This is a genomic window from Stenotrophomonas pictorum JCM 9942 (assembly GCF_001431585.1).
Lineage (GTDB): Bacteria > Pseudomonadota > Gammaproteobacteria > Xanthomonadales > Xanthomonadaceae > Stenotrophomonas > Stenotrophomonas pictorum.
The window spans coordinates 18,515-40,915 of the sequence record NZ_LLXS01000067.1 but is presented as its reverse complement, the minus strand read 5'-3'; the positions used below and the strand labels follow the sequence as shown (position 1 = coordinate 40,915).

The window sequence follows — 22,401 nt, the reverse complement described above, 5'->3', positions numbered from 1 at the left end:
AAAGGCTGCCTGTCCCGGCGCGCCAGCAGGCGACCGCGTTGCCCACCCTCGCCCGGCTCGCCTGTCGCTCCCTCCGACATGCCGACCGTCAGGCCCGGCAACGCACCGCCCGGACATCGATTGGCGGGAAGCAACGGGATGAAGATTTGGCGAATGGCTGGATCCACGGCAACACTTCTCTGGTGCAGGGTGGTGACGGCTGTGTACCACGCACCCGACAGCCGGTCAATAATTTATTCTTGCTTTAATTGGCGAAAGGAATAAATATTCCAAGGCACCATCAGAGGGGAACGCTCCAATGACCACCATTCCGGCGCAGCTGTTGCACCGACGCCTCGCCCCGCTGACCCGGGCCCTGATTCTTGCCACGGCGCTGTGCGCCGGACCGGCGTTCGCGCTGACCCTGTCACCGCCCAAGCCGGCCGCGCAGGCACCCGCCTACGCCGGCATCATCGGACTGGAGGAACGCCTGCTGGCGCCGCAGCCGTGGATCGCCCAACTGCCCGATGCCGACAAGCTGATCCTGGACCGCGCCGCCATCGCCGCGCAGAACGCGCGCATGCGCCAGCTCGACACTTCGATCATCGACCTGCGCGCCCTGCCGGCGACACTGCCGGAAGTACTGGTGCGCGAGCACATCGACGGCATCTCCCGCCTGCCAACCCGCCCGCTGTACGACGTGCAGGGCAAGCGGGTCGGCGCCGACCAGCTGCGCGCGATCAGCGACAACCTGGCGCTGGAGCGCATTCCGGCCAGCCGCCCGATCCAGTACGGGCTGGTGGTGCACCGCGCCGCGCTGCGTGCTTTCCCCACGGCGCTGCGGGTGTTCAGCAGCCAGGGCGACACCGACATCGACCGTTTCCAGGAGTCGGCGCTGTTCCCCGGCGACGCGGTGGCGGTGCTGCATGAAAGCGCCGACGGCCAATGGGTGTTCGTCGCCAGCGAACGCTACGCGGCATGGATGGAGAAGCGTTTCATCGGGATCGGCAGCGCCGGGCAGGTGTTCGGTTACGGCGCGCAAGGGCCGTACCGGGTGATCACCGCGGGCAAGGCCTTCACCGCACACACACCGGAGGAACCGCGTGTGTCCAACCTGCAGCTGGAGATGGGCCTGCGCGTGCCGGTGCTGGCCGACTGGCCGGCGATGGAGCCGGTCAACGGCCAGCAGGCCCATGCCGGCCATGTGATCCAGCTGCCGGTGCGCAACGACGATGGCAGTCTCGGCTTCGCACCGGCGCTGCTGCCGCGTTCGCAAGAGTCTTCCGACGACTACCTGCCGCTGACCCAGGCCAACCTGATCACCCAGGCGTTCAAATTTCTCGGCGAGCGCTACGGCTGGGGCCATTCCTACGACACCCGCGACTGCAGCGGCTTCGTCTCGGAGATCTACCGCAGCTTCGGCGTGCTGCTGCCGCGCAACACCAGCGCGCAGGCGATCAGCCCGGCCTTGAACCGCGTTCCTTTCACCGACAAGGACAGCAAGGCCAAGCGCAGTGATGCGATCGCCGGGCTGCAGGTCGGCGACCTGGTCTACATCCCCGGCCACGTGATGATGATGCTGGGCGACGCCAATGGCCTGACCTGGGTGATCCACGACACCTCCGGTGGCAGCTGGTACGGCGCCGACGGCAAGCGCGTGCACGCCAGCCTCAACGGCGTCTCGGTGACCCCGCTGCAGCCGATGATGGCCAGCGACACCGCCAGCTATATCGACCGCATCACCAACATCCAGCGCATCCGCCCGCAAGACACCAAATGAAGATCACCGACATCGAACTGGGCATGCTCCGCGTGCCACTGAAAACACCGTTCAAGACCGCATTGCGCACCGTGGAATCGGTGGAGGATGTGGTGGTTCTGGTGCGCACCGACACCGGCCATACCGGCTACGGCGAGGCCCCGGCCACGGCGGTGATCACCGGCGACACCCACGGCTCGATCATCGAAGCCATCAACAGCTTCATCAAGCCGCGCCTGATCGGCGAGGACATCGGCAACCTCAACCGGATCTGTGGCCTGATCCAGTCCTCGCTGGAACGCAACACCAGCGCCAAGGCGGCGGTGGAAATCGCCATCTACGACCTGTGGGCGCAGCTGCACGGCGCGCCGCTGTACCAGATGCTGGGCGGCGGCGACCCGGTGATCACCACCGACATCACCATCAGCGTGGACTACATCGACAAGATGGTGGCCGACTCGCTGTCGGCACTGGACCGCGGCTTCGAATCGCTGAAGATCAAGGTCGGCAAGGACATCGGCCTGGACATCGAGCGGGTCAAGGCGATCCACGCCGCGGTCGAAGGTCGCGCCCTGCTGCGCCTGGATGCCAACCAGGGCTGGACCGCCAAGCAGGCGGTGTACGCGATGAACGCGCTGGAGAACGCCGGCGTGGTGCTGGAACTGCTCGAGCAACCGGTCAAGGCCAACGACATCGCCGGCATGAAGTACGTCACCGAGCGGGTCAACACGCCGGTGATGGCCGATGAGAGCGTGTTCAGCCCGCACCAGGTGTTCGACCTGATCCAGCAGGGCGCCGCGGACATCATCAACATCAAGCTGATGAAGACCGGCGGCATCTCCAACGCGATCAAGATCGCCGACATCGCCGCGCTGTACGGCGTGCCGTGCATGATCGGCTGCATGCTCGAATCGAGCATCAGCGTTGCCGCCGCCGTGCACCTGGCGGTGGCCAAGTCCGGTGCGATCAGCAAGGTCGATCTGGATGGTCCGTCGCTGAGCCAGTTCAATCCGGTCGAAGGCGGGGTGATCTTCAACGAATCGGAGATCAGCATCACCAATGCGCCCGGCCTGGGCATCATCGAAGTGCGCGGCCTGGAGATGATCGCCGCATGATCGCGATGGCAGCGGCAACCGTTCTCTCTCCGGTTGCCGCTGCCGTCTGCGGACCACGGTCTGCCCGCGGCGGCGTTCCCCTCATCGCCATGAGGCGCCACGGCCGGCCGCAATCCCGTAGAGTCGCCCCCAGCCCAACCGCCGATCGCTCATGGCCCCGCTGCTGAAAATCCGCGCAGAACGCGAACACATGTCGGCGATCGAACGTCGCATCGCCGATTTCATCCTCGACAACGCCCACCTGCTGCGCGACTACTCCTCGCAGCAGCTGGCCAATGCGCTGGATATCAGCCAGTCCAGCGTGGTCAAGTTCAGCCAGAAGCTGGGCTTCAAGGGCTACCCGGACCTGAAGTATTCGGTCGGTGCCGCGGTGGCGGCGGCCGGCAACGGCGAGAGCACGCGCTGGCCGCCCGAGGAGCAGGCCGGCGGCTATCTGCTGGCGGCCGAGACCCTGCGCCGCGCCAAGGCCGGCGCCGAAGAGGAAACCATGGCGGCCAATCCGCAGGCCGATGTGGAAGCGGTGATCGCACTGATCGATACCGCACCGAAGGTCTTCATCTATGGTCTGGGCGACGACGGCCTGTACGCGCGCGAGTTCGCGATGCGGCTGTCGCTGCTGGGCATCCTCACCGTGCAGCACGCCGATCCGATTTTGATGACCGCCAATCTGTCGGCCGCGCGCGCGGGCGATGTGATGCTGGTGTTCTCCGAGTTCGGCAAGCTGCCGCAGCTGTGGCAACTGTCGCGCCAGTTCCAGGAGGTCGGCGGCAAGGTGGTGTCGATCACCCGCCATACCGCCAACCCGCTGCGCGCGCATGCCGATGCGGCGCTGGCGATCTGCGCGCACGACCCGCAGCCGCAGATCGCGCAGCTGCTGTACCGTTGCTCGCTGCAGTACCTGCTGGATTTCGTGTTCGTGCTGCTGTGCCAGTCCAATCCGGACCGCCAGCGGCAGCTGGCATTGAACCAGGAACGCATCCAGCAACTGATCGACAACTGATGACCGGAGCCGCCGCCATGTCTTTTCTGTTCCGTTCCACTACCCGGTGGCTGCTGTCCGCGCTGGCCTGCGTGGGACTTGCATCGAACGCCAGTGCCACGCCGCTGGACAACGCCCGCCAGCTGATCGTGGTCACCGCCCCCTCATGGGAAGCATCCTCCGGCCAGTTGCAGGCATTCGAGCGCACGGAGAACGGCTGGCAGGCGCACGGCACCGGTTTCGAGGTGGCCCTGGGCAGCAGCGGCAGCGCCTGGGGTATCGGCCTGCATCCGCCACAGAACGGCGGCCCGCAGAAGCGCGAGGGCGACGGCCGCAGCCCGGCCGGCATCTTCACCATCGGCCCGGCGTTCGGTTATGCCGGTCATCTCGGCACCGCACTGCCCTACCAGCCGATGCTGGCCACCAGTTACTGCATGGATGTGCCGGCTTCGCCGCTGTACAACCGCATCGTCGATGCCGCCAAGGTCGGCACCGGGGCGGTGAAAGGCTCCACCGAGGCGATGCGCCTGGACCTGCACAACAACGGCGATGTGCGCTACCGCGAAGGTTTCGTCATCGAGCACAACCCGGGCAACGTGGCCGGACAGGGCAGCTGTATCTTCGCGCACCTGTGGCGCACCCCGGGCGAAGCCACCGCCGGCTGCACCGCGATGGCACCCCGGCAGATGAGCGATCTTCTGGCCTGGCTCACGCCTGACGCCACCCCACTGTTTGTGCTGTTGCCGCACGCCGAATACGGGCGCCTGCAGTCCAGCTGGGGCCTGCCGGCGCTGGTGGAGACCGCACATTGAGCACGCCCGCACGCCGCTTCACCCTCTCGGCCCCGGTCAAGGTGCTGATCGCGCTGCTGATCGCCGCAATCGTGGGTCTGTCGCTGACCGCCTATGACCCGGCACTGGCACTGCGGATTGCCGATGTGCTGCGCCCGATCGGCCGGCTGTGGCTCAACGCCCTGCAGATGACCGTGGTGCCGCTGGTCACCGCACTGGTGATCGTCGGCGTCAACACCGCCAGCAATGCCGCCGCCTCCGGCCGTACCGCGCGCAACGCGATCATCGTGTTCCTGGTCCTGCTGGTGGGCTCGGCCGCGTTCTCCGCGGTCATCACGCCGGCGTTGCTGGATCTGCTGCCGCGCGATGCCGACAACATCCAGGCCTTCCGCGACGCGCTGCGTTCGCCCACCACTACGGCCACCCCGCCCAGCGCCGCGCAGTGGATCAGCTCCTTGATCCCCAGCAACGCGCTGGCGGCGGCCGCCTCCAGCGCGATGCTGCCGCTGGTGGCCTTTGCGATGTTCTTCGGCTTTGCATTGAGCCGCCAGGAACCGGAGCGCCGCGACCGCATCCTGGACATCATCCGCATCATCGCCGACACCATGATCACCATCGTGCGCTGGGTGCTGTGGGCCGCACCGGTCGGCGTGTTCGCGCTGGTGTTCGTGGTCTGCGCCGAAGTGGGCATGAGCATCCTCGGCGTGCTGGGCTACTACATCGTGCTGATGTGCGTGATCTACATCCTGATCACCCTGCTGCTGTACGTGGTGGCCCGCTTCGCCGCCGGCGAGCCGTTCGGCCGCTTTGCCCGTGCGCTGGTGCCGGTGCAGGTGATTGCCGGCAGCACGCAGTCGTCACTGGCCTCGCTGCCGGCCATGATCGACAGCGCGCGCAACCGGCTGGGCTATCCGGCCGGGCTCACCTCGCTGGTGCTGCCGATGGCGGTGTCGCTGTTCCGCATCACCAGCCCGGCGCAGTACATCGCCGTGGCCAGTTTCATCGCCTGGCTGTATGGCATCGACGTGCACGCCTCGCAGTACGCCGTGGCGGTGCTGCTGGCCGCGGCGATCAGCATGGGCTCCACCGGCCTGCCCGGCCAGGCCAATTTCATGACCAACAACCTGCCCATCACCCAGAGCCTGGGGCTGCCGGTGGAACCGCTGGGCGTGCTGCTGGCGGTAGACACCATCCCCGATGTGTTCTGCACCATCGGCAACGCCACCGGCGGCGTCACTGCCACCGGCATCGTCGCCAGGCACACGCCAGCAGATCCCCAAGCGGCCGCGGAAAGCTGAGCGAGGCGGGGCGCCGACACGGCGCCCCGACATGCGGTACAACACGCCCCTGGACATCGCTTCCCGCCACTGGAGATCCCCATGCCCCGTTCCACGCTGCTGGCCATGACCCTGGCTCTGGCACCGATCCTGTTCACCAGCGCCTGCGCCGCCGCACCCGATCCCGCTGCGGACACGGCGGTGAAAGCCGCGCACTGGCCCTTCGCCGTCACCGACGTCGCCCGCTTCCGCGAGCCGTGGGCAATGACGTTCCTGCCTGACGGCAGCCTGCTCATCACCGAGAAGGGCGGCAAGCTGATCCATTTCGACCCTGCCAGCGGCAACCGCGGCGTGGTGAGCGGCACACCGGCCGTGGCCTATGGCGGCCAGGGCGGTTTCGGCGATGTGGTCGCGCATCCGCAGTTCGCCGGCAACGGGCTGGTCTACTACAGCTACGCCGAGGAAGGCGATGGCGACACCCGCGGCGCGGCGGTGGCACGCGCCAAACTGGTGCTCGATGCCGACGGCGGCGGACAACTGCGCGAGGCGCAGGTTGTCTGGCGACAGACCCCGAAAGTCAGTGGCGGCGGCCACTACGGCCATCGTCTGGCGTTTGGTCCGGATGGCAAGTTGTGGATCAGCTCCAGCGAACGGCAGAAGTTCGATCCGGCCCAGGACATGAAGGCCAATCTGGGCAAGATCATCCGCCTCAATGACGATGGCGGCATTCCCGCGGACAATCCGTTCGTGGCCCAGGGCGCGCCGGCCGACCAGGTATGGTCACTGGGCCATCGCAATGCGCTGGGCCTGGCATTCGATGCCAACGGCAGACTGTGGGAACACGAGATGGGCCCCAGGGGCGGTGATGAGCTGAACCTGATCCAGCGCGGCGGCAACTATGGCTATCCCATCGTCTCCAACGGCGACCACTACGACGGTCGCGATATTCCCGACCATGACACCCGCCCGGAATTCATCGCCCCGGTAGTGACCTGGCGGCAGGTGATCTCACCGGCCGGTTTCATCATCTACAACGGTGCGCTGTTCCCGCAGTGGCAGGGCAGCGGCTTCATCGGCGGGCTCTCGTCCAAGTCGCTGGTGCGGGTGGCCTTTGATGGCGAGAAGGCCCGCGAAGCCGAACGCTTCGACATGGGCCAGCGGATCCGCGAAGTGGAGCAGGGCCCGGACGGCGCCATCTGGCTGCTGGAAGATCAGAAGGATGGCCAGGGCGGCCGGCTGCTCAAACTCACGCCCAAGGCCGGCTGAGCCGCCTGCGCATGCGCCGCCGGTCCGGTGGCGCATGCGTCACGGCCTGGATTGCCGCCTCAGGGCGGCGCCAGCAGCTCGAACGTCACCGCCTCGCCACTGACGGAGGAGGCGCATACCCACACATCGAACAATCCCGATTCGGCACGGAACTGGCCATCCACACCGGTGAACGCCAGTTGCTGGCGGTCCAGGTGGAACGTCACCGACTGCGACTGGCCCGGCGCCAGCGCGATCTTGGTGAACGCCTTCAACTCGCGCACCGGGCGCACGCGGCTGGCGACGCGGTCATGCACATACAGCTGCACCACTTCCTCGCCGGCCACGCTGCCGGTATTGGTGACCCGGGTGGTGATCCGCAATTGGCCATTCCACTCCAGCTGCGGCGCACTCAACTGCGGCGAACCGTAGGCGAAGGTGGTGTAACTGAGGCCATGGCCGAAGGCATACAGCGGTGCATTGGGAATTTCGCGCCAGCGCGCCTTGAACTCGGACATGCTCGGCAGTTCCGGGCGACCGGTCCGGGGGTGGTTGTAGTAGAACGGCTGCTGTCCGGAGACCTGCGGAAAACTGACCGGCAAACGCGCCGAGGGGTTGTAGCGGCCAAACAGCACATCGGCCACCGCATGCCCGGTCTGCGTCCCCAGATACCAGCTCACCGCGATCGCCTGCGCATCGCGGACCGCGCCCTGCAGCGCCAGTGCGCGGCCGTTGCGCAGCAGCACCACCAGCGGCTTGCCGGTCATCGCCACCGCCTCGGCCAGCGCCTGCTGCGCCGGCGGCAAGGTGATCTCCACCCGCGACTGCGCCTCGCCGCTGTACTGCTGCGGCTCGCCCAGCGCCAGTACCACCACGTCGGTGCGCAGGGCCGCGGCCACCGCCTGCTCGATGCCGCCGGGCAACGGGGCCTCCAGCGCACAACCGGCCACGACTTCCAGCGACGCAGGGTCTTCGAGCTGCGCCCGCAGCCCGCTGTCCAACGGCACATAGCGCGTCTTGTCGCCGAACAGCGTCCAGCAGCCTTCAATGTTGTCGCGGTCCGGACCGAACGGGCCGATCAGCGCGATCTTCTGCCCGCGCGTGCGCAGCGGCAGCAGGCCGCGGTCATTTTTCAGCAGCACGATCGAACGCCGCGCTGCCTCGCGCGACAGCGCGTCGTGGGCGGCGACGGGGGAACCATCGGCTTCGCGCAGCGGGTCCAGCGAGCGGTACGGATCATCGAACAGGCCAATGGCTTCTTTCAGCTGCAGCATCCGCCGCACCGATTCATCCAGCAGCGCCATCGGCACCTGCCCGCTTTCGACCAGCGCCGGCAGGTGTTCGGCATAGAAGCCGCTCTGCATGCTCAGGTCGAGCCCGGCCAGAAACGCCTTGGCGGTGGCATCGCGCTCATCGGCGGCGTAGCCGTGCGCAACCAGTTCCATGTCGGCGGTGTAATCGGACACCACCACTCCGGGAAACCCCCACTCCTGCCGCAAAATACCCGTCAGCAACGCGTGGTTGGCGCTGGCCGGCACGCCATTGATGTCGTTGAACGCACTCATGACCGCCAGCGCGCCTGCGTCGAACGCCGCCTTGAACGGCGGCAGGTGCACATCGCGCAGGGTCTGCGGCGAGATATCCACCTGCGCGTATTCCATGCCGCCCGCCACCGCGCCGTAGGCGGCAAAATGCTTGGGCGTGGCCAGCAGTGCGTCATCCGCCCGCAGGTCCTCGCCCTGGAAGCCGCGCACCCGCGCCGCGGCGAAGGCGCAGCCCAGCACCACATCCTCGCCCGCGCCCTCGGCACCGCGGCCCCAGCGCTGGTCGCGGGCGATATCCACTGCCGGCGCATAGGTCCAGTGGATACCTGCCGCTGTGGCTTCGACCGCCGTGGCGCGGGCGGTGCGGCGGGCCAGCTCCGGTTCGAAGCTGGCCGCTTCGCCCAGCGGGATCGGAAACACCGTGCGCATGCCGTGGATCACGTCGGCGGCCAGGATCACCGGAATGCCGAGCCGGCTCTGCTCCACCGCGACCTGCTGGATGCGGCGCCCGGCTTCAACGCCGACACCGTTGAACAGCGAGCCGACCCGGCCGGCGCGCACCTGCTCGAGCACCTGCTCGGCGTTGCGCACGTTCGCCTCCGGGTTCACGTCCGGCGCGAACGGACGGACCATGTCGGCGAACACCCCCAGCTGCCCGACCTTTTCCTCCACGGTCATGCGCGCGATCAGCGATTCGATACGGTCCGAGGCCACCGGAAGTCCTTTGGGCAAGACAGCTGCAAAGCGCGGATTCTAGCGCCGCGCATGTTAAGCGCCGGGCCAGCGCGGACCTGCAGGCCACCGGCCGGCCTGGCGACACCGGCCTTGTTCAGTCCCGCGGCGCTATGCGCTGCTCACGCACACTCATCAACATCGCGTCGCTGGACTCCTGGAACACCCGCAGACCGAACTCCGGCAGGATCGCCAGCAGGTGGTCGAACACATCGGACTGGGTACGTTCGTAGGTTGCCCACTCGGTGGGCGCAAAGCAGTAGATCTCCAGCGGCAGACCCTGCGGGGTGGGCGCCAGCTGGCGGACCAGCAGCGTCATGTCCTGCCTGATGTCCGGATGGCTGCGCAGATAGCGCTCGATATACGCGCGGAACGTGCCCAGGTTGGTCAAGCGGCGCGCGTTGACCGGCTCCGGGTGCTGCGCGGCCAGTTGCGCGTTCCACTGCCCCAGCTCCTGCTGCTTGCTGGCCAGGTAGTCGTCGAGCAGGTGGAACTGGCCCAGCCGCTCCAGCCCCGGCGCATCGAGAAACCGCACGCTGTGCTGGTCCAGATACAGCGAACGCTTGATCCGGCGCCCGCCCGACTCCTGCATCCCGCGCCAGTTCTTGAACGACTCGGTGACCAGCTTCTTGGTCGGGATGGTGGTGACGGTCTTGTCGAAGTTCTGCACGGTGACGGTGTGCAGGGCGATGTCGATCACGTCGCCATCGGCGTTCTGGCTGGGCATCTCGATCCAGTCGCCGATCCGAACCCGGCCATCGCCGCTGATCTGCACGCTGGCCACCAGCGACAGGATGGTGTCCTGGAAGATCAGCATGAACACCGCCGTGGCCGCGCCCAGGCCGGTGATCACGTGCAGCAGCTTCACTCCCGCCAGCGTGGCCACGATCGACAGCCCGGCCAACACGAACACCACGATCTTGGCCACCTGCAGAAAGCCCTTGATCGGCTTGTTGCGCGCATCGGCGCGGCGCTCGTAGAACGCGTTGAACGCATCCAGGGCATGCGACACCGCCAACGCGATGGTCAGCACGGTCCACGAGTGCGCCAGGGCCTGCAGGCCCTTGACCAGTCCCGGTGGCAGTTCCGGCACGATCGCCAGGCCGACGGCAATCACCACCGAAGGCACGATATTGGCCAGGCGGGCGACCACCCGCAGCGAGTGATGGGCGCTGTGCTGCGGGCCGGAGAAGCGCTCGATCACCTTGCGCAGACCACGCAGCAGGATGTGCTTGGTGAGAAAGTTGGCCAGCCAGGCCAGAAGCAGCAGGGCCACCAGCACCACCGCCGGATAGGCCATGGGATACGGCGCCAGCAGGTTTTCCAACTGGTCCAGCCAACGGATTCCGATTACCGCCATCGCGTGTTGTTCCTCTTGTTGGGATTGCAGCAACGCACCTCCAGCCCCCGCCGCGGATGGGCCGGGCCGTCGCGGGTGGCGATCAGAAGGAGGGCGTGCCGCTGCCGCGCCCGGCCCACCGCCGGACGTGGCAAAGTCAGGCGGGATTTCAGTCCGCCGCGCGCGTGCGCTCGATGATCACCCCGACCGCGCGAGCGCCACGCACCGCACCGGGCTTGCTCAGCTTCAACCGCAGCCAGTGCACGTTGAACTCGTCCAGCACGATCTGCGCGCAACGCTCGGCCAGTGTTTCCACCAGGCCGAAATCGGAGGCGCGCACGAACTCCATCAGGCGCTTGCTCACAGCCTTGTAGTTGAGCGTGTCGACGATGTCGTCGCTGGCGGCAGGCTTGCGGTTGTCAAAGCCCATTTCCAGATCGAACACCAGCGTCTGGCGGATACGCCGCTCCCAGTCGTAGATGCCGATCAGGGCGTCGATTTCCAGCCCTTCGATGAATACCTTGTCCATTGCATCCGTCGCAGTGAATGAATGGCCATGGTAACGGCAGCTTGCTGAGTCTGCGGTGGATGCTGACGGCACTTGGCCAAATACGCGGGTTTTCGTGCCCATTGGCCGCCTTCATCGGGAAGGCGGCCATCTGTGCCGCAGCGTTGCTCAGGTGCCGGCGTGCAGCGGCGGCAGCGTGGCCATATCCCAGCGCGGAGTGACCTTGATCTCGGCCGGACTGTGCTGGCCGGCCTGCAGGCGCAGGGCACCGGCAAAGGCGATCATCGCGCCGTTGTCGGTGCACAGCGCCGGACGCGGGAAACACACCCGGCCGCCACGGCGCTGCGCCGCATCCTGCAGCTTGGCGCGCAACCGCTTGTTGGCGCCGACACCGCCAGCGACCACCAGCACATCGCAGCCGGCCGCATCCAGCGCACGTCCGCACTTGATGGCCAGCGTGTCGACCACCGCATCCTCGAAACCACGCGCGATGTCGGCACGGGTCTGCTCACTCTGGTCACTGTCGCGCCAGGCCAGCAACACCTGGGTCTTGAGACCGGAAAAACTGAAATCCAGCCCCGGGCGATCGGTCATCGGACGGGCGAACTTGTAACGCCCGGGCGTACCGGTCTCGGCCAGCCGGGCCAGCTGCGGCCCGCCCGGATACGGCAGACCCATCAATTTGGCGGTCTTGTCGAAGGCCTCACCGGCGGCATCGTCCAGGGTTTCGCCGAGCAGGCGGTACCTGCCGATCGCGTCGACCGCGATCAGCTGGGTATGGCCACCGGACACCAGCAGCGCCACGAACGGCGGCTCCGGCGGATCATCCTCCATCAGCGGCGCCAGCAGGTGCCCTTCCATGTGGTGTACGCCGATGGCCGGCACGTCCAGTCCCCAGGCCAGCGCGCGTGCCACCCCGGCACCCACCAGCAGCGCGCCGACCAGACCGGGCCCAGCCGTGTAGGCCACCCCGTCGATCTCGGACATGGCGATGCCGGCCTCGTCCAGGGTCTGCCGGATCAGCGGCAGGGTCTTGCGGACGTGGTCGCGGCTGGCCAGCTCCGGCACCACTCCACCGTATTCAGCGTGCAGCGCGATCTGGCTGTAGACCGCATGGGCGCGCAGCGCCGCCGCACCGGACAGGCCGGTGTCGTACACCGCCACGCCGGTCTCATCGCAGGATGATTCAATACCGAGAACTTTCATGCCACTATTGTGGACCTGCGCGGAGGTCTTGGCGATGCATCAAGATCCGCCCGCAGCCTTGCAGTGGCGGGCTTGCAGCCACTGGCCGCGCGTAGGCGGATGACCTGCTTGGCCCTGCCCTCTTGCATGGCTCGCCAAAGCCGATATAATGCGCGGCTCGCCGGGCGTGACCCGGTTTCATTGTGTCCCGGAGATTCCATGCCCAGCGTTAAAGTCCGCGAGAACGAGCCCTTCGAGTTTGCTCTCCGCCGCTTCAAGCGCACTTGCGAAAAGGCCGGTGTGCTGGCCGAAACCCGCAAGCGCGAGTTCTATGAAAAGCCGACCCAGGAACGCAAGCGCAAGGCTGCTGCTGCCGTGAAGCGCCAGCTGCGTCGTTCCTCGCGTGACGTTACCAAGCGTCAGCGGCTGTACTGATCGTACGTGACTCCTGAACGGGGGGCTCTGGCCTTCCGTCCTGGAGTAAAAGCCGGCACGCGCAAGCGTGGCCGGCTTTTCGCGTTCGCGGCGCTTGACTATTCCCAGCGCCTCACCGTATTCCCGATCCCGCAACGAGGTGATCCATGAGCCTGAAGCAACAGCTGACCGATGACATGAAAGCCGCCATGAAGGCCGGCGACAAGCACTCCCTGGGCGTGATCCGCCTGATCAACGCGGCCATCAAGCAGCGGGAAGTGGACGAGCGCATCGAGCTGGACGACGCCGCGGTGATCGCCGTGCTCGACAAGATGGTCAAGCAGCGCAAGGACTCGGTGACCCAGTTCGAAGCCGCCAACCGTGAAGACCTTGCCGCCATCGAGCGCGACGAGATCGGGGTGATCGAGCGCTACGTGCCGGCGAAGATGGGCGAGGCCGAGATCCAGACCGCCATCACCGCCGCCATCGCCGAAACCGGCGCCAGCAGCGCCGCCGACATGGGCAAGCTGATGGGCGTGCTCAAGCCCAAGCTGGCCGGCCAGGCCGATATGGGCCTGGTGTCCAAGCTGGTCAAGCAGGCCTTTGCCGGCTGAACCGGCCCGCCCGCGCTGTCCCGACAAGGCCCGCCAACGCGGGCCTTGTCGTTTGCGCAACTGCCGCAGACCCGCCAGCACAACGCTCCGGAGCCCTCGGCAGGGAACATGAAGCACGCTCCGGAACCTGCCTTCCCGCCCCTACGGCGGCAACGCCACGCAATCCCCAACACCACGCCCGGCACCCTCGTTTCATCCCGGCCCACGCCCGGTTTTGCTAGAACAACGCCCTGCCTTCAGCCGAGACCACCGATGCCAGCGAGCCGCCCCGCTTTGCACACCTTCAAATCCCGCCTGGAGCGGCTGCAGCAGAGCCTGCCGGCCGCATTGGTACGTCGCTTCATCGACACCGATGTGATGACCCAGGCCGCCTCGCTGGCGTTCTACACCCTGCTGTCACTGGCCCCGCTGCTGATACTGCTGTTGTGGCTGACCGCCTCGCTGTATCCGCCCGCGCAGCAGGCGCTGATCGATCAGATCGTGTCGCTGGCCGGGCCCAGCGTGGCCGCGGTGGCGCAGACCGTGATCGCCAATGCCCGCGCCCAGCCCGATCTGGGCTCGCTGGCCGGGATCTGGAGCCTGGCTTTGCTGTTGATCGGCGCCACCGTCGTGTTCGCGCAGCTGCAGGCGGCACTGAACCTGATTTTCCGTACCGATTCGACCCGCTTTGACGGCTTTGCCGGCTGGCTGAAGAAACGCGTGTTCTCCGCCGGCGTGGTGCTGGCGCTGGGCTTTCTGCTGATCGTCTCGATGGTCGCCACCACCGCGCTGCAGGTGGTCTTCGCTCAATTGCCCTCGTTGCTGCCGGCGGTGGGCTACACCACGACGCTGCTGCTGTACGCGCTGGGCTTTGCCTTCCTCTACCACTACCTGCCCGACCGCCCGGTCGACTGGCGCCAGGCCTTTCTCGGCGGCGCCATCACCTCGGCGCTGTTCACCTTTGGCCGCTACGCGATCGGCCTGTACCTGGCCAATACCGCGCCCGGCAGTGCCTACGGCTCGATGGGCGCACTGGTGATCATGCTGGTCTGGGTCTACTACGCCAGCGTGGTGTTCTTCGCCGGTGCGCTGATCACCGCGGTGATCGACGAACGCGCCCATGTCGCGCGCAGCAGTGCCACCGCGCCTGCCGGGGCCACCGCACCCTAGTACACTTGCATCACTCTTTTGCCATGACCGCCTTACGGTGGTGTGTTCTTTCGCCGCATGGCCAGACTTCCCGACGCCTTCATCGACGACCTGCTCGCCCGCACCGACATTGTCGAGGTGGTCGGCACACGCGTGCCGCTCAAGCGCCAGGGCAAGGAGTACGCGGCGCGCTGCCCGTTCCATGACGAGCGCTCGGCCTCGTTCACCGTTTCACCGACCAAGCAGTTCTATCACTGCTTCGGTTGCGGCGCGCACGGCACCGCGATCAGCTTTCTGATGAATTACGACCGCCTCGAGTTTCTCGATGCGGTGGAGGAACTGGCCAAGCGTGTGGGCATGGAAATCCCGCGCGAAACCAGTGCGCGCACCGCGCAGCAGCAGGACGACAGCCGCGACCAGTACTCGGCGCTGGATGCGGCCAGCCGTTTCTTCCAGAAGCAGCTGGAAAGCAGCGACAAGGCCCGCGCCTATCTGGATGGCCGCGGCGTGGACGCCGACACCCGCACCCGCTTCGCCATCGGCTACGCACCGGACGGCTACAGCGCGCTGAAGGATGCGCTGGGCAAGGACGAGCGGCGCATGAAGCTGCTCGAGCGCGTCGGCCTGTTCTCCAAGAACGACCGCGGCCACGTCTACGACAAGTTCCGCGACCGGGTGATGTTCCCGATCTTCGACCGCCGCGGCCGCGTCATCGCCTTCGGCGGGCGCGTGTTCGAGAAGGACGACGGCCCCAAGTACCTCAACTCCCCCGAGACCGCGCTGTTCCACAAGGGGCGCGAGCTGTACGGCCTGTGGCAGGTGCGCCAGGCCAACCAGAAGATTGAGCGGCTGATCGTGGTCGAGGGCTACATGGATGTGGTCAGCCTGTTCCAGTTCGGCGTCACCCAGGCGGTGGCGACGCTGGGCACGGCAACCACGCCGGACCATGCCGAGCTGCTGTTCCGCAACGCGCCGGATGTGTATTTCTGCTTCGACGGGGACGCCGCCGGGCGCCGTGCCGGCTGGCGCGCACTGGAATCGGTATTGCCCCGCATGAAGGACGGCCGTCAGGCGTTCTTCCTGTTCCTGCCCGATGGCGAGGACCCGGACAGCATCGTGCGCAAGGAAGGCGCCGCGGGCTTTGATACGCGCCTGAAACAGGCCACGCCGCTGTCGCAGTTCTTCTTCGACGAGCTGACCCGCGAGATCAACCTGGGCACGCTCGACGGCAAGGCACGCCTGGCCGAGCGCGCGCGGCCGATGCTGGCGCAGATTCCCGATGGCGCTTTTGCCGACCTGATGAAACAGGAACTCGCGCGCCTGACCGGTATCGGCAGCACCTCCGGCGCCATGCCCGCCGCCCCGCGTCCTGCCGCGCGCAACACGGTGCCGGTGCAGAAGCGCAGCCTGGTGCGCGCGGCCATCGCGATCCTGCTGCAGCAACCCTCGCTGGCGATGAATCTGGAAGGCCACCACGCCTTTGCCGGCCTGCGCCTGCCCGGCATCGAGCTGCTGCTGGAGCTGCTGGAGCTGGTGCAGCAACGCCCGGACATCAGCACCGGTGCGCTGCTGGAGCACTTCAACGACCGTGAGGAGCAGGCCGCCCTGCACAAGCTGGCGGCACAGGTGTTGCCCGGCGATGAGGCCAGCTGGGGGCAGGAACTGCAGGACGCGGTGATCCAGCTGGAAAAGCAGCTGCTGCAGCAGCGGCTGGATGAACTGCAGGCCAAGCAGCGCCAGCAGGGGCTGGACGACACCGACAAATACGAACTGCGCGAACTGCTAAAAACCCGCGCCAGCCTGCGCCTCTGACATCGGCAAGGAAACATCTGCATGCACATCCACCGCCTGCCATTGCTGCTTACGCTGATGCTCTGCGTCAGCGCTTTCGCCGCTGACACGCCCCTGCATCAGCCGCGCCCGGACCTGATCACCGCCGGCCAACCCAGCGCGCAGCAGCTGCGTGAGGCGGCCGCAACCGGCGTCACCACGGTCATCGACCTGCGCGGGCCGGAGGAGGATCGCGGCTATGACGAAGCCGCCCTGGCGGCCCAGCTGGGACTGCGCTACGTGCGCCTGCCGATCAGCGGCGCGACCGACATCACCGAAGCCAACGCGCGCACGCTCGATCGCCTGCTCAAGCAGGGCGACGGCAAGACCCTGCTGCATTGTGCGTCGGCCAATCGCGCCGGCGCGCTGCTGGCGCTGATCGAGGCCCGCACCCATGGCGCCTCCATCGATGACGCCCTCCAGCGCGGCCGTGCGGCCGGCCTGACCTCGCTGGCACCGGTCGTACGCACCACGCTGGAGACGCCCACGCCCTGAGCGGGCGCGCCATTCATCCACCTGATCATCCACCTGAAAGGAGGCTCTTGCCGATGATGCACTGGTGGTCGCGCCTGCGACCGGACAACTTCACCCTTGCCCTGCTGGCCACGGTCGCGCTTGCCACTGTCGCACCGATGACCGGCGCCGCAGCCACCGGGCTGGACCACCTCACCGATCTGGCCATCGCGGCGCTGTTTTTCCTGCATGGCGCGCGCCTGCCACGTGAATCCATCCTCGCCGGGATGCTGCACTGGCGCCTGCATCTGGTCATCCTGGGCTGCACCTTCCTGCTGTTTCCACTGCTCGGGCTGGCGTTCAAGCCCCTGGCCGGCTGGGCGCTCACACCGGAACTGTTTATCGGCGTGCTGTTCCTGTGCGCGCTGCCGTCCACCGTGCAGTCCTCGATCGCCTTCACCTCGATGGCCGGCGGCAATGTGCCGGCGGCGGTATGCGCAGCCTCGCTGTCGAGCATCCTCGGCGTGTTCCTCACCCCCTTGCTGATGACCCTGCTCACCGGCGCCGAAGGCGGCATCGCCAATCCGCTGCACGCCGTGGGCATGATCATGCTGCAGCTGCTGGTGCCGTTCGTCACCGGCCATCTGCTGCGACCATGGATCGCCGGCTGGGTGGAGAAACAGCGCGCGTTGCTGCGCTACACCGACCAGGGCACGGTCTTGCTGGTGGTGTATGCCGCCTTCGGCGAATCGGTCAACGAGGGGCTGTGGCACAAGACGCCGGCGCTGTCCCTGCTGACTGCCGCGCTGGTCTCGGTGGTGCTGCTGGCCATCGCCATGCCCGGCATCACCTGGCTGTCACGGCGCCTGGGCTTCAGCCGTTACGACGAGATCCCCATCGTGTTCTGCGGTTCGAAGAAGAGCCTGGCCACCGGCGTGCCGATCGCCAAGGTGCTGTTCGCCGGCGGCAGCCTCGGCGCGATCGTGCTGCCGATCATGATCTACCACCAGCTGCAGCTGATCGTCTGCGCGCTGATCGCGCAGCGCTACGCCAGACAGAACGGGCAGTAGCGGCCGGGGACGACGTCCGCGCGTCCCCGCGGTCTCATTTCAGCAACCGTCCTACGCTCAACTCCGGCATCCACACCCACAGATCGTACTGGCGGCCGGGTTCGGTACTCACGCGCAGCTCCCGGCCAGGTCTATCGCGCAGCGGCAACGATTTGCAGGTATCCGGCAGACATCCCCAGATACTGCCTTTGCGCGCGTCCAGCCGCACGCTGTACAGATCCAGATCGGCCAGCGTGGTGGCCAGCGGCCGCAACTGCATATCCGGTGGTGCGTCTGCCGGGCGCTGGCGCATGGCATGCACATTGCCGGTGAGTACCAGCATCCGCGCATTTCCCGGCATGCGCGCATAAACCTGCCGGAGTCTGGCCGCCATGGCGTCATCGCGGACCTGGTTGCCGCGCGTGCTGACCACAAGGTCATAGCCGATCACCTGCACCGCACGGCCTTGCACCCGCAGCGCGCGCACCGCTTCGATCAGCTCCAGCATGTCGTGGCTCCGCCGACCGTCGTGGCGGTCGCCGATCACGCTCCAGTAGCGCCCTGAGCGCAGGGCTGTCATCGCATCGGCATCACCTTCGGAAGCGAGATAGGCCGCCAACGCCGCGTCCTCGCTGCGCGGCAGTTCCAGCGCCAGCACCACCGGCGTGCCATCGCGGCTGTAGTCATCGACCAGCTGCCGTACCAGCAATGGCGTCTCGCGCGTACCGTGATATTCACCCAGTACCAGCAGCCGATGCTCGCCGGCGTGCTGGCGTATCTGCATGGCGGTTTCATCGGCGCGCGCCGTCGTGACCAGCCCCGCGGTCAACAGCAGCGCGGCCATCACGCGGGTCCAGAGCTGCATCCGTGCGTCCTTCGTTCCATCAAGGGTCGAAGAAGCGATGGCGGTTGCGCCAGCCAAATTCAAGGCATGGCCAGGCCGCATGTGCCCCCAACCGATGCTGACGTGCCGTTCAGCGGTCAGAAACAGCCGAACGATACGTGGCGCATCAGCCCGGGATCACAGCCACGGCAGCAGCCAGTGATCGACCAGCAGGAAAGCGAACAGCGCCATCAGGTAGACGATGGAGTAGCCGAACATCTTCATGTTGAACATCTCATCCGGCGGGTTCTGCATCTTCCATGCGTACCACAGGAACACCAGGTTCAACACGGTGGCACCGCCCAGGTAGAACATGCCGCTCATGCCGATGGCCACCGGCAGCAGGGTCACCACCGCCAGCACCACCGAGTACACCAGGATCTGCCTGCGCGTGTGCGGCACGCCGTGGGTGACCGGCAGCATCGGCACATCGGCCTTGGCGTAGTCGGCGCGACGGAAGATCGCCAGCGCCCAGAAGTGCGGCGGGGTCCAGATGAAGATGATCAGCACCAGCAGCAGGGCATGGGCCCAGTCGGAACTGCCCTGCATGCCGGTGATCGCCGCCCAGCCCAGCAGCGGCGGGGTGGCGCCGGCCAGGCCGCCGATGACGATGTTCTGCGAGGTCGCCCGCTTCAGATACACGGTGTAGATCACCGCATAGCCGATCAGCGAGGCGAAGGTCAGCACCGCGGTGATCACGTTCACCCACAGCACCAGGATGGTCATCGACAACGCGGTGAGCGCACCGGCGAACACCAGCACCTGGCGCGGCGAGACCTTGCCCACCACCAGCGGGCGCCACGAGGTGCGCGCCATCTGCGCATCGATACGCGCATCCAGCAACTGGTTGATCGCCGCCGCCGCGGCCGCCGCCAGCCAGATGCCCAGGAAACCCAGCGCGCCGGACAGCACCTGTTCGATGGTCGGCAACGCCGGGACCGCCAGGAACATGCCCACCAGCGCGGTGAACACGATCAGGGCCACCACCTTGGGCTTGGTCAGATCCCAGTAATCGCGCCAGGTTGTAGTCATGCCATCACTCCGGCGCGCGCAGCCGCGCCAGCAGCGTGACCAGTACGAACAACAAGGCGACCGCACCACCGTTGTGCATCACCGCCACCGTCAGCGGCAACGACAGCTTGACGTTGAGAATACCCAGCGTGACCTGCAGCACGATCAGCGCGCCCAGCGTGGTCGCCCAGCCGCGCATGCCCGGCAGGCGGAACAGCCGCACCGACAGCACCAACAGGTACAGCGCCACCACCACAGCCATCATCCGGTGCGCCATCTGGATGGCGATACGCGAGGCGCCGTCGAGCACGCCGCCTTCGTAGTCCACGCCGATGCCACGCCACAGGGTGAAACCTTCGCTGTAGTTCTGCTGCGGCCACCATTGGCTGACGCAGCGCGGAAAATTGTCCAGCGAGGCACTGCCGCCGCCACAGGCCAGCGCCGCGTAATTGGCACTGACCCAACCGCCAAGCGCGATCTGCAGCGCCACCAGCACCACCGCCGCGCGCAGCCACCAGCGCAGGCGCGGCGCCTCGGCCAGCGTGATCGGCAGGTGGGTGGCTTTCCACGCCATCCATACCAGCATGCCGAACATCAGCATGCCGCCCAGCAGGTGGCCCATCACCACGATCGGCTTGAGCAGCCAGGTGACCGTCCACATGCCCAGCAGCGCCTGGAATACCACCACCGCCAGGGTCAGTACCGCCGCGCGGGCCAGATCGATGTTGGACCAGCGCAGCGCCGCCAGCAGCAGAATCGCTTCACCGCCGATGGCCAGGATGCTGGAAGCCACATGTTCGCCGCGCATATACAGCGGTATCGCCAACGCCACCAGCGCCGAAGCGGTGATGATCTGCGCGAGGCCGCGCTTGCGCCGGCGTGCCGCCAGCAGCGCCAGGGTCAACACTTCCACGCCCAGCAGACCGGCCAGGAAGCGGTGCACCTGCTCAAGCCATGCCTTGTGGGTTTCCAGCGGACGGATCTCGCTGGCCACGTGCTGGGCCGCTTCCATCTGTGTCTGCGGCCAGGTGACGCGGCCATAGCAGGTCGGCCAGTCCGGGCAACTCAGGCCGGCATCGGACAGCCGCACGAACGAGCCGAACATGATGGTGCTGGCGGTCATGATCAGCGCGAACCACGCCAGGCGGTGGAAATTGCGGTACAGCGCCGGACGCGCGGAGGCATTCATCGAACGGGACTCACATCAGTTTCAACAGCTTGGATAGATCAGCCCGCAATCCACCCGGCTCAAAACCCGGCGCATAGCGGAGTACCACAAAGCCATTGGGATCAATCACATACACCGGGATACCGGCCGGGTCATCGACCCCCGGCAGTTTGGCCCGGAACGCAGGCTGGGGCTGCAGCACTTTCAGTGCCGGAGTGGCTGCCACCTGCTCCGGCGGCGTGCCCAGCCACAGTATCTCGACATTATCGGCGTTATGGCCGAACAACTGCCACACCTTGTCCAACTGCTGCGACAAAGTGACGCAGGCCGGGGCGCAGCCACGGGGAGGGGCCAGCAGGATGCGCCAATGGCGCTGGCCCGGATTCCATTCATAGGCAGTGCCGTCGACCAGCTGCAGGCGCTCGCTGCGCAGATCCAGCGCCGGTTGCAGCATCTGCCCATGATGGCGGTTGATCTGCGGGGTCCAGCCGGAAAAGCGCAGGATCCCGGCCAGTGCCATCGAACCGAAGAACATCGCAAAAATCAGCAACAGCACGCGGCGACCACGATTGCGTATGGCGAGCTGGTCGGGGGTCAGAGCATTCATGCCGGGCATCTTCCCATGTGAGGGGGTTCAGCGCCTGCGCGCCAGACGCCGACGCACATGCAACAGCGTGGCGATCAGCAGCACCGTCAGCGCCATGGCGAACCATTGCACCGCATAGCCGAGGTGACGCGAGGGCGGCAAGGTGTTGGGCAGCAGGTCCAGATCCCGCGCATAGCCCAGCGGCAGCGCCGGATCCAGCCGCAGCACCCGCGGCGCGAGCGGCACCTGCTCCAATCCCAGCTGGGCGGCAATGGCGGGCAGATCGATACGGGTAGCCAGCCAGGTCTGCGGCTGCGTCGCCGGCACCAGGGCTGGCCCCAGTGCGATTCCGGCAGCCGGCGCGGGCGCCCACAGCCCGCGCAGCGCGTGCGTGCCCTGCTGGCCGGACAACGGGGGCAGCGCGCGATCGGCCGGCAGCGGCAGCCAGCCCAGATCGACCAGCACCGCCGGACCAAGCTCCGCCCGCGCGGCCTGGTACACCTTGATGCCGGCGCGGCCCTCGCGCAACTGGTTGTCCAGCAACACCGTGCCCGGAACAAACCGCAATCGATCCTCTATCCAGTGCAGGGCATCGGGCGAGCGCACCGCCTCGGCCAGCGTCACCGTGCTGGCGCTTGCCGACGGCAGTTGCGCCAGCAAGTGTTGCTTTTCGTGCATGCGTTGCAGCTGCCAACTGCCCAGCACCATGAACACCGCCGCCACGGCGAAGGCGAGCACCCATCCGGAAAAGACCGTGTGCTGTCGCGTCATGACAAGCCGGCCGCGAGCAGGTGATATAGCGGGGACTTCCC

General features: G+C 66.9%; 21 protein-coding genes. 12 read left to right on the top strand and 9 right to left on the bottom strand.

Annotated elements, in window-relative coordinates; translation table 11 throughout:
- Positions 1-298 precede the first annotated feature (298 nt).
- From ARC78_RS15575 to ARC78_RS15550, 6 genes are all read left to right on the top strand, one after another.
- The gene (locus ARC78_RS15575) at positions 299-1,759 is read left to right on the top strand and encodes a C40 family peptidase (RefSeq protein ID WP_054659148.1); all 1,461 of its coding nucleotides are present in this window, start codon (positions 299-301) and stop codon (positions 1,757-1,759) included.
- Complete coding sequence (locus ARC78_RS15570; protein WP_054659146.1) at positions 1,756-2,853, top strand: dipeptide epimerase; 1,098 nt, start codon at positions 1,756-1,758, stop codon at positions 2,851-2,853. The genes ARC78_RS15575 and ARC78_RS15570 overlap by 4 nt, the downstream gene beginning before the upstream one ends.
- A 151-nt stretch (positions 2,854-3,004) precedes the next feature.
- Positions 3,005-3,853, top strand: coding sequence for a MurR/RpiR family transcriptional regulator (locus ARC78_RS15565; RefSeq protein ID WP_057506610.1), 849 nt, complete (start codon positions 3,005-3,007; stop codon positions 3,851-3,853).
- Positions 3,854-3,870: 17 nt separating this feature from the next.
- Positions 3,871-4,644 carry a L,D-transpeptidase family protein gene (locus tag ARC78_RS15560; RefSeq protein ID WP_057506619.1) on the top strand — a complete coding sequence of 258 codons (774 nt, stop codon included), beginning with the start codon at positions 3,871-3,873 and terminating at the stop codon, positions 4,642-4,644.
- Entirely contained in the window at positions 4,641-5,921 is a 1,281-nt protein-coding gene (locus ARC78_RS15555; RefSeq protein WP_054659683.1) for a dicarboxylate/amino acid:cation symporter, read from the top strand. Before ARC78_RS15560 ends, ARC78_RS15555 begins: the two co-directional genes overlap by 4 nt.
- A gap of 81 nt (positions 5,922-6,002) precedes the next feature.
- Positions 6,003-7,166: a PQQ-dependent sugar dehydrogenase gene (locus ARC78_RS15550; protein WP_054659686.1), complete on the top strand. Its 1,164-nt coding sequence runs from the start codon at positions 6,003-6,005 to the stop codon at positions 7,164-7,166.
- A gap of 59 nt (positions 7,167-7,225) precedes the next feature.
- Here the strand turns inward: ARC78_RS15550 and ARC78_RS15545 are convergent, their stop codons facing one another.
- The 4 genes from ARC78_RS15545 to tsaD form a co-directional block, all read right to left on the bottom strand.
- Positions 7,226-9,403 (bottom strand): glycoside hydrolase family 3 N-terminal domain-containing protein, encoded by a 2,178-nt coding sequence (locus tag ARC78_RS15545; RefSeq protein ID WP_057506609.1) that lies wholly within the window; start codon positions 9,401-9,403, stop codon positions 7,226-7,228.
- A 115-nt stretch (positions 9,404-9,518) separates the two neighbouring features.
- Positions 9,519-10,781: a mechanosensitive ion channel family protein gene (locus ARC78_RS15540; protein WP_054660368.1), complete on the bottom strand. Its 1,263-nt coding sequence runs from the start codon at positions 10,779-10,781 to the stop codon at positions 9,519-9,521.
- A 148-nt stretch (positions 10,782-10,929) separates the two neighbouring features.
- Positions 10,930-11,289 (bottom strand): dihydroneopterin aldolase, encoded by a 360-nt coding sequence (gene folB, locus ARC78_RS15535; protein ID WP_054660366.1) that lies wholly within the window; start codon positions 11,287-11,289, stop codon positions 10,930-10,932.
- A gap of 147 nt (positions 11,290-11,436) precedes the next feature.
- Positions 11,437-12,474: a tRNA (adenosine(37)-N6)-threonylcarbamoyltransferase complex transferase subunit TsaD gene (gene tsaD, locus ARC78_RS15530; protein ID WP_057506608.1), complete on the bottom strand. Its 1,038-nt coding sequence runs from the start codon at positions 12,472-12,474 to the stop codon at positions 11,437-11,439.
- Positions 12,475-12,672: 198 nt separating this feature from the next.
- Here tsaD and rpsU point away from each other — a divergent pair, with 198 nt between their 5' ends.
- The 6 genes from rpsU (at position 12,673) to ARC78_RS15500 (ending at position 17,962) form a co-directional block, all read left to right on the top strand.
- Entirely contained in the window at positions 12,673-12,888 is a 216-nt protein-coding gene (gene rpsU / locus ARC78_RS15525; protein WP_002808376.1) for a 30S ribosomal protein S21, read from the top strand.
- A gap of 146 nt (positions 12,889-13,034) precedes the next feature.
- Positions 13,035-13,481, top strand: coding sequence for a GatB/YqeY domain-containing protein (locus ARC78_RS15520; RefSeq protein WP_054659735.1), 447 nt, complete (start codon positions 13,035-13,037; stop codon positions 13,479-13,481).
- Between the two features lie 252 nt (positions 13,482-13,733).
- On the top strand, positions 13,734-14,630 hold the full coding sequence (locus ARC78_RS15515; protein ID WP_057506607.1) for a YihY/virulence factor BrkB family protein: 897 nt from the start codon (positions 13,734-13,736) through the stop codon (positions 14,628-14,630).
- Positions 14,631-14,687: 57 nt separating this feature from the next.
- Positions 14,688-16,421 (top strand): DNA primase, encoded by a 1,734-nt coding sequence (gene dnaG, locus ARC78_RS15510; RefSeq protein ID WP_057506606.1) that lies wholly within the window; start codon positions 14,688-14,690, stop codon positions 16,419-16,421.
- 21 nt (positions 16,422-16,442) lie between these two features.
- On the top strand, positions 16,443-16,934 hold the full coding sequence (locus ARC78_RS15505) for a protein tyrosine phosphatase family protein (protein ID WP_054659333.1): 492 nt from the start codon (positions 16,443-16,445) through the stop codon (positions 16,932-16,934).
- Between the two features lie 53 nt (positions 16,935-16,987).
- Positions 16,988-17,962: a bile acid:sodium symporter family protein gene (locus ARC78_RS15500; protein WP_057506605.1), complete on the top strand. Its 975-nt coding sequence runs from the start codon at positions 16,988-16,990 to the stop codon at positions 17,960-17,962.
- A 34-nt stretch (positions 17,963-17,996) separates the two neighbouring features.
- Here the strand turns inward: ARC78_RS15500 and ARC78_RS15495 are convergent, their stop codons facing one another.
- From ARC78_RS15495 to ARC78_RS15475, 5 genes are all read right to left on the bottom strand, one after another.
- Positions 17,997-18,806 carry a hypothetical protein gene (locus ARC78_RS15495; RefSeq protein ID WP_054659331.1) on the bottom strand — a complete coding sequence of 270 codons (810 nt, stop codon included), beginning with the start codon at positions 18,804-18,806 and terminating at the stop codon, positions 17,997-17,999.
- Between the two features lie 156 nt (positions 18,807-18,962).
- Positions 18,963-19,856: a heme o synthase gene (cyoE, locus tag ARC78_RS15490; RefSeq protein WP_054659329.1), complete on the bottom strand. Its 894-nt coding sequence runs from the start codon at positions 19,854-19,856 to the stop codon at positions 18,963-18,965.
- Between the two features lie 4 nt (positions 19,857-19,860).
- Complete coding sequence (locus tag ARC78_RS15485; protein WP_054659327.1) at positions 19,861-21,024, bottom strand: COX15/CtaA family protein; 1,164 nt, start codon at positions 21,022-21,024, stop codon at positions 19,861-19,863.
- Between the two features lie 10 nt (positions 21,025-21,034).
- A complete protein-coding gene (locus ARC78_RS15480; RefSeq protein WP_083468491.1) occupies positions 21,035-21,610 on the bottom strand; it encodes a hypothetical protein in 576 nt (191 codons plus the stop codon).
- Positions 21,611-21,637: 27 nt separating this feature from the next.
- Positions 21,638-22,360 carry an SURF1 family protein gene (locus ARC78_RS15475; RefSeq protein ID WP_057506604.1) on the bottom strand — a complete coding sequence of 241 codons (723 nt, stop codon included), beginning with the start codon at positions 22,358-22,360 and terminating at the stop codon, positions 21,638-21,640.
- Between the last annotated feature and the right edge of the window lie 41 nt (positions 22,361-22,401).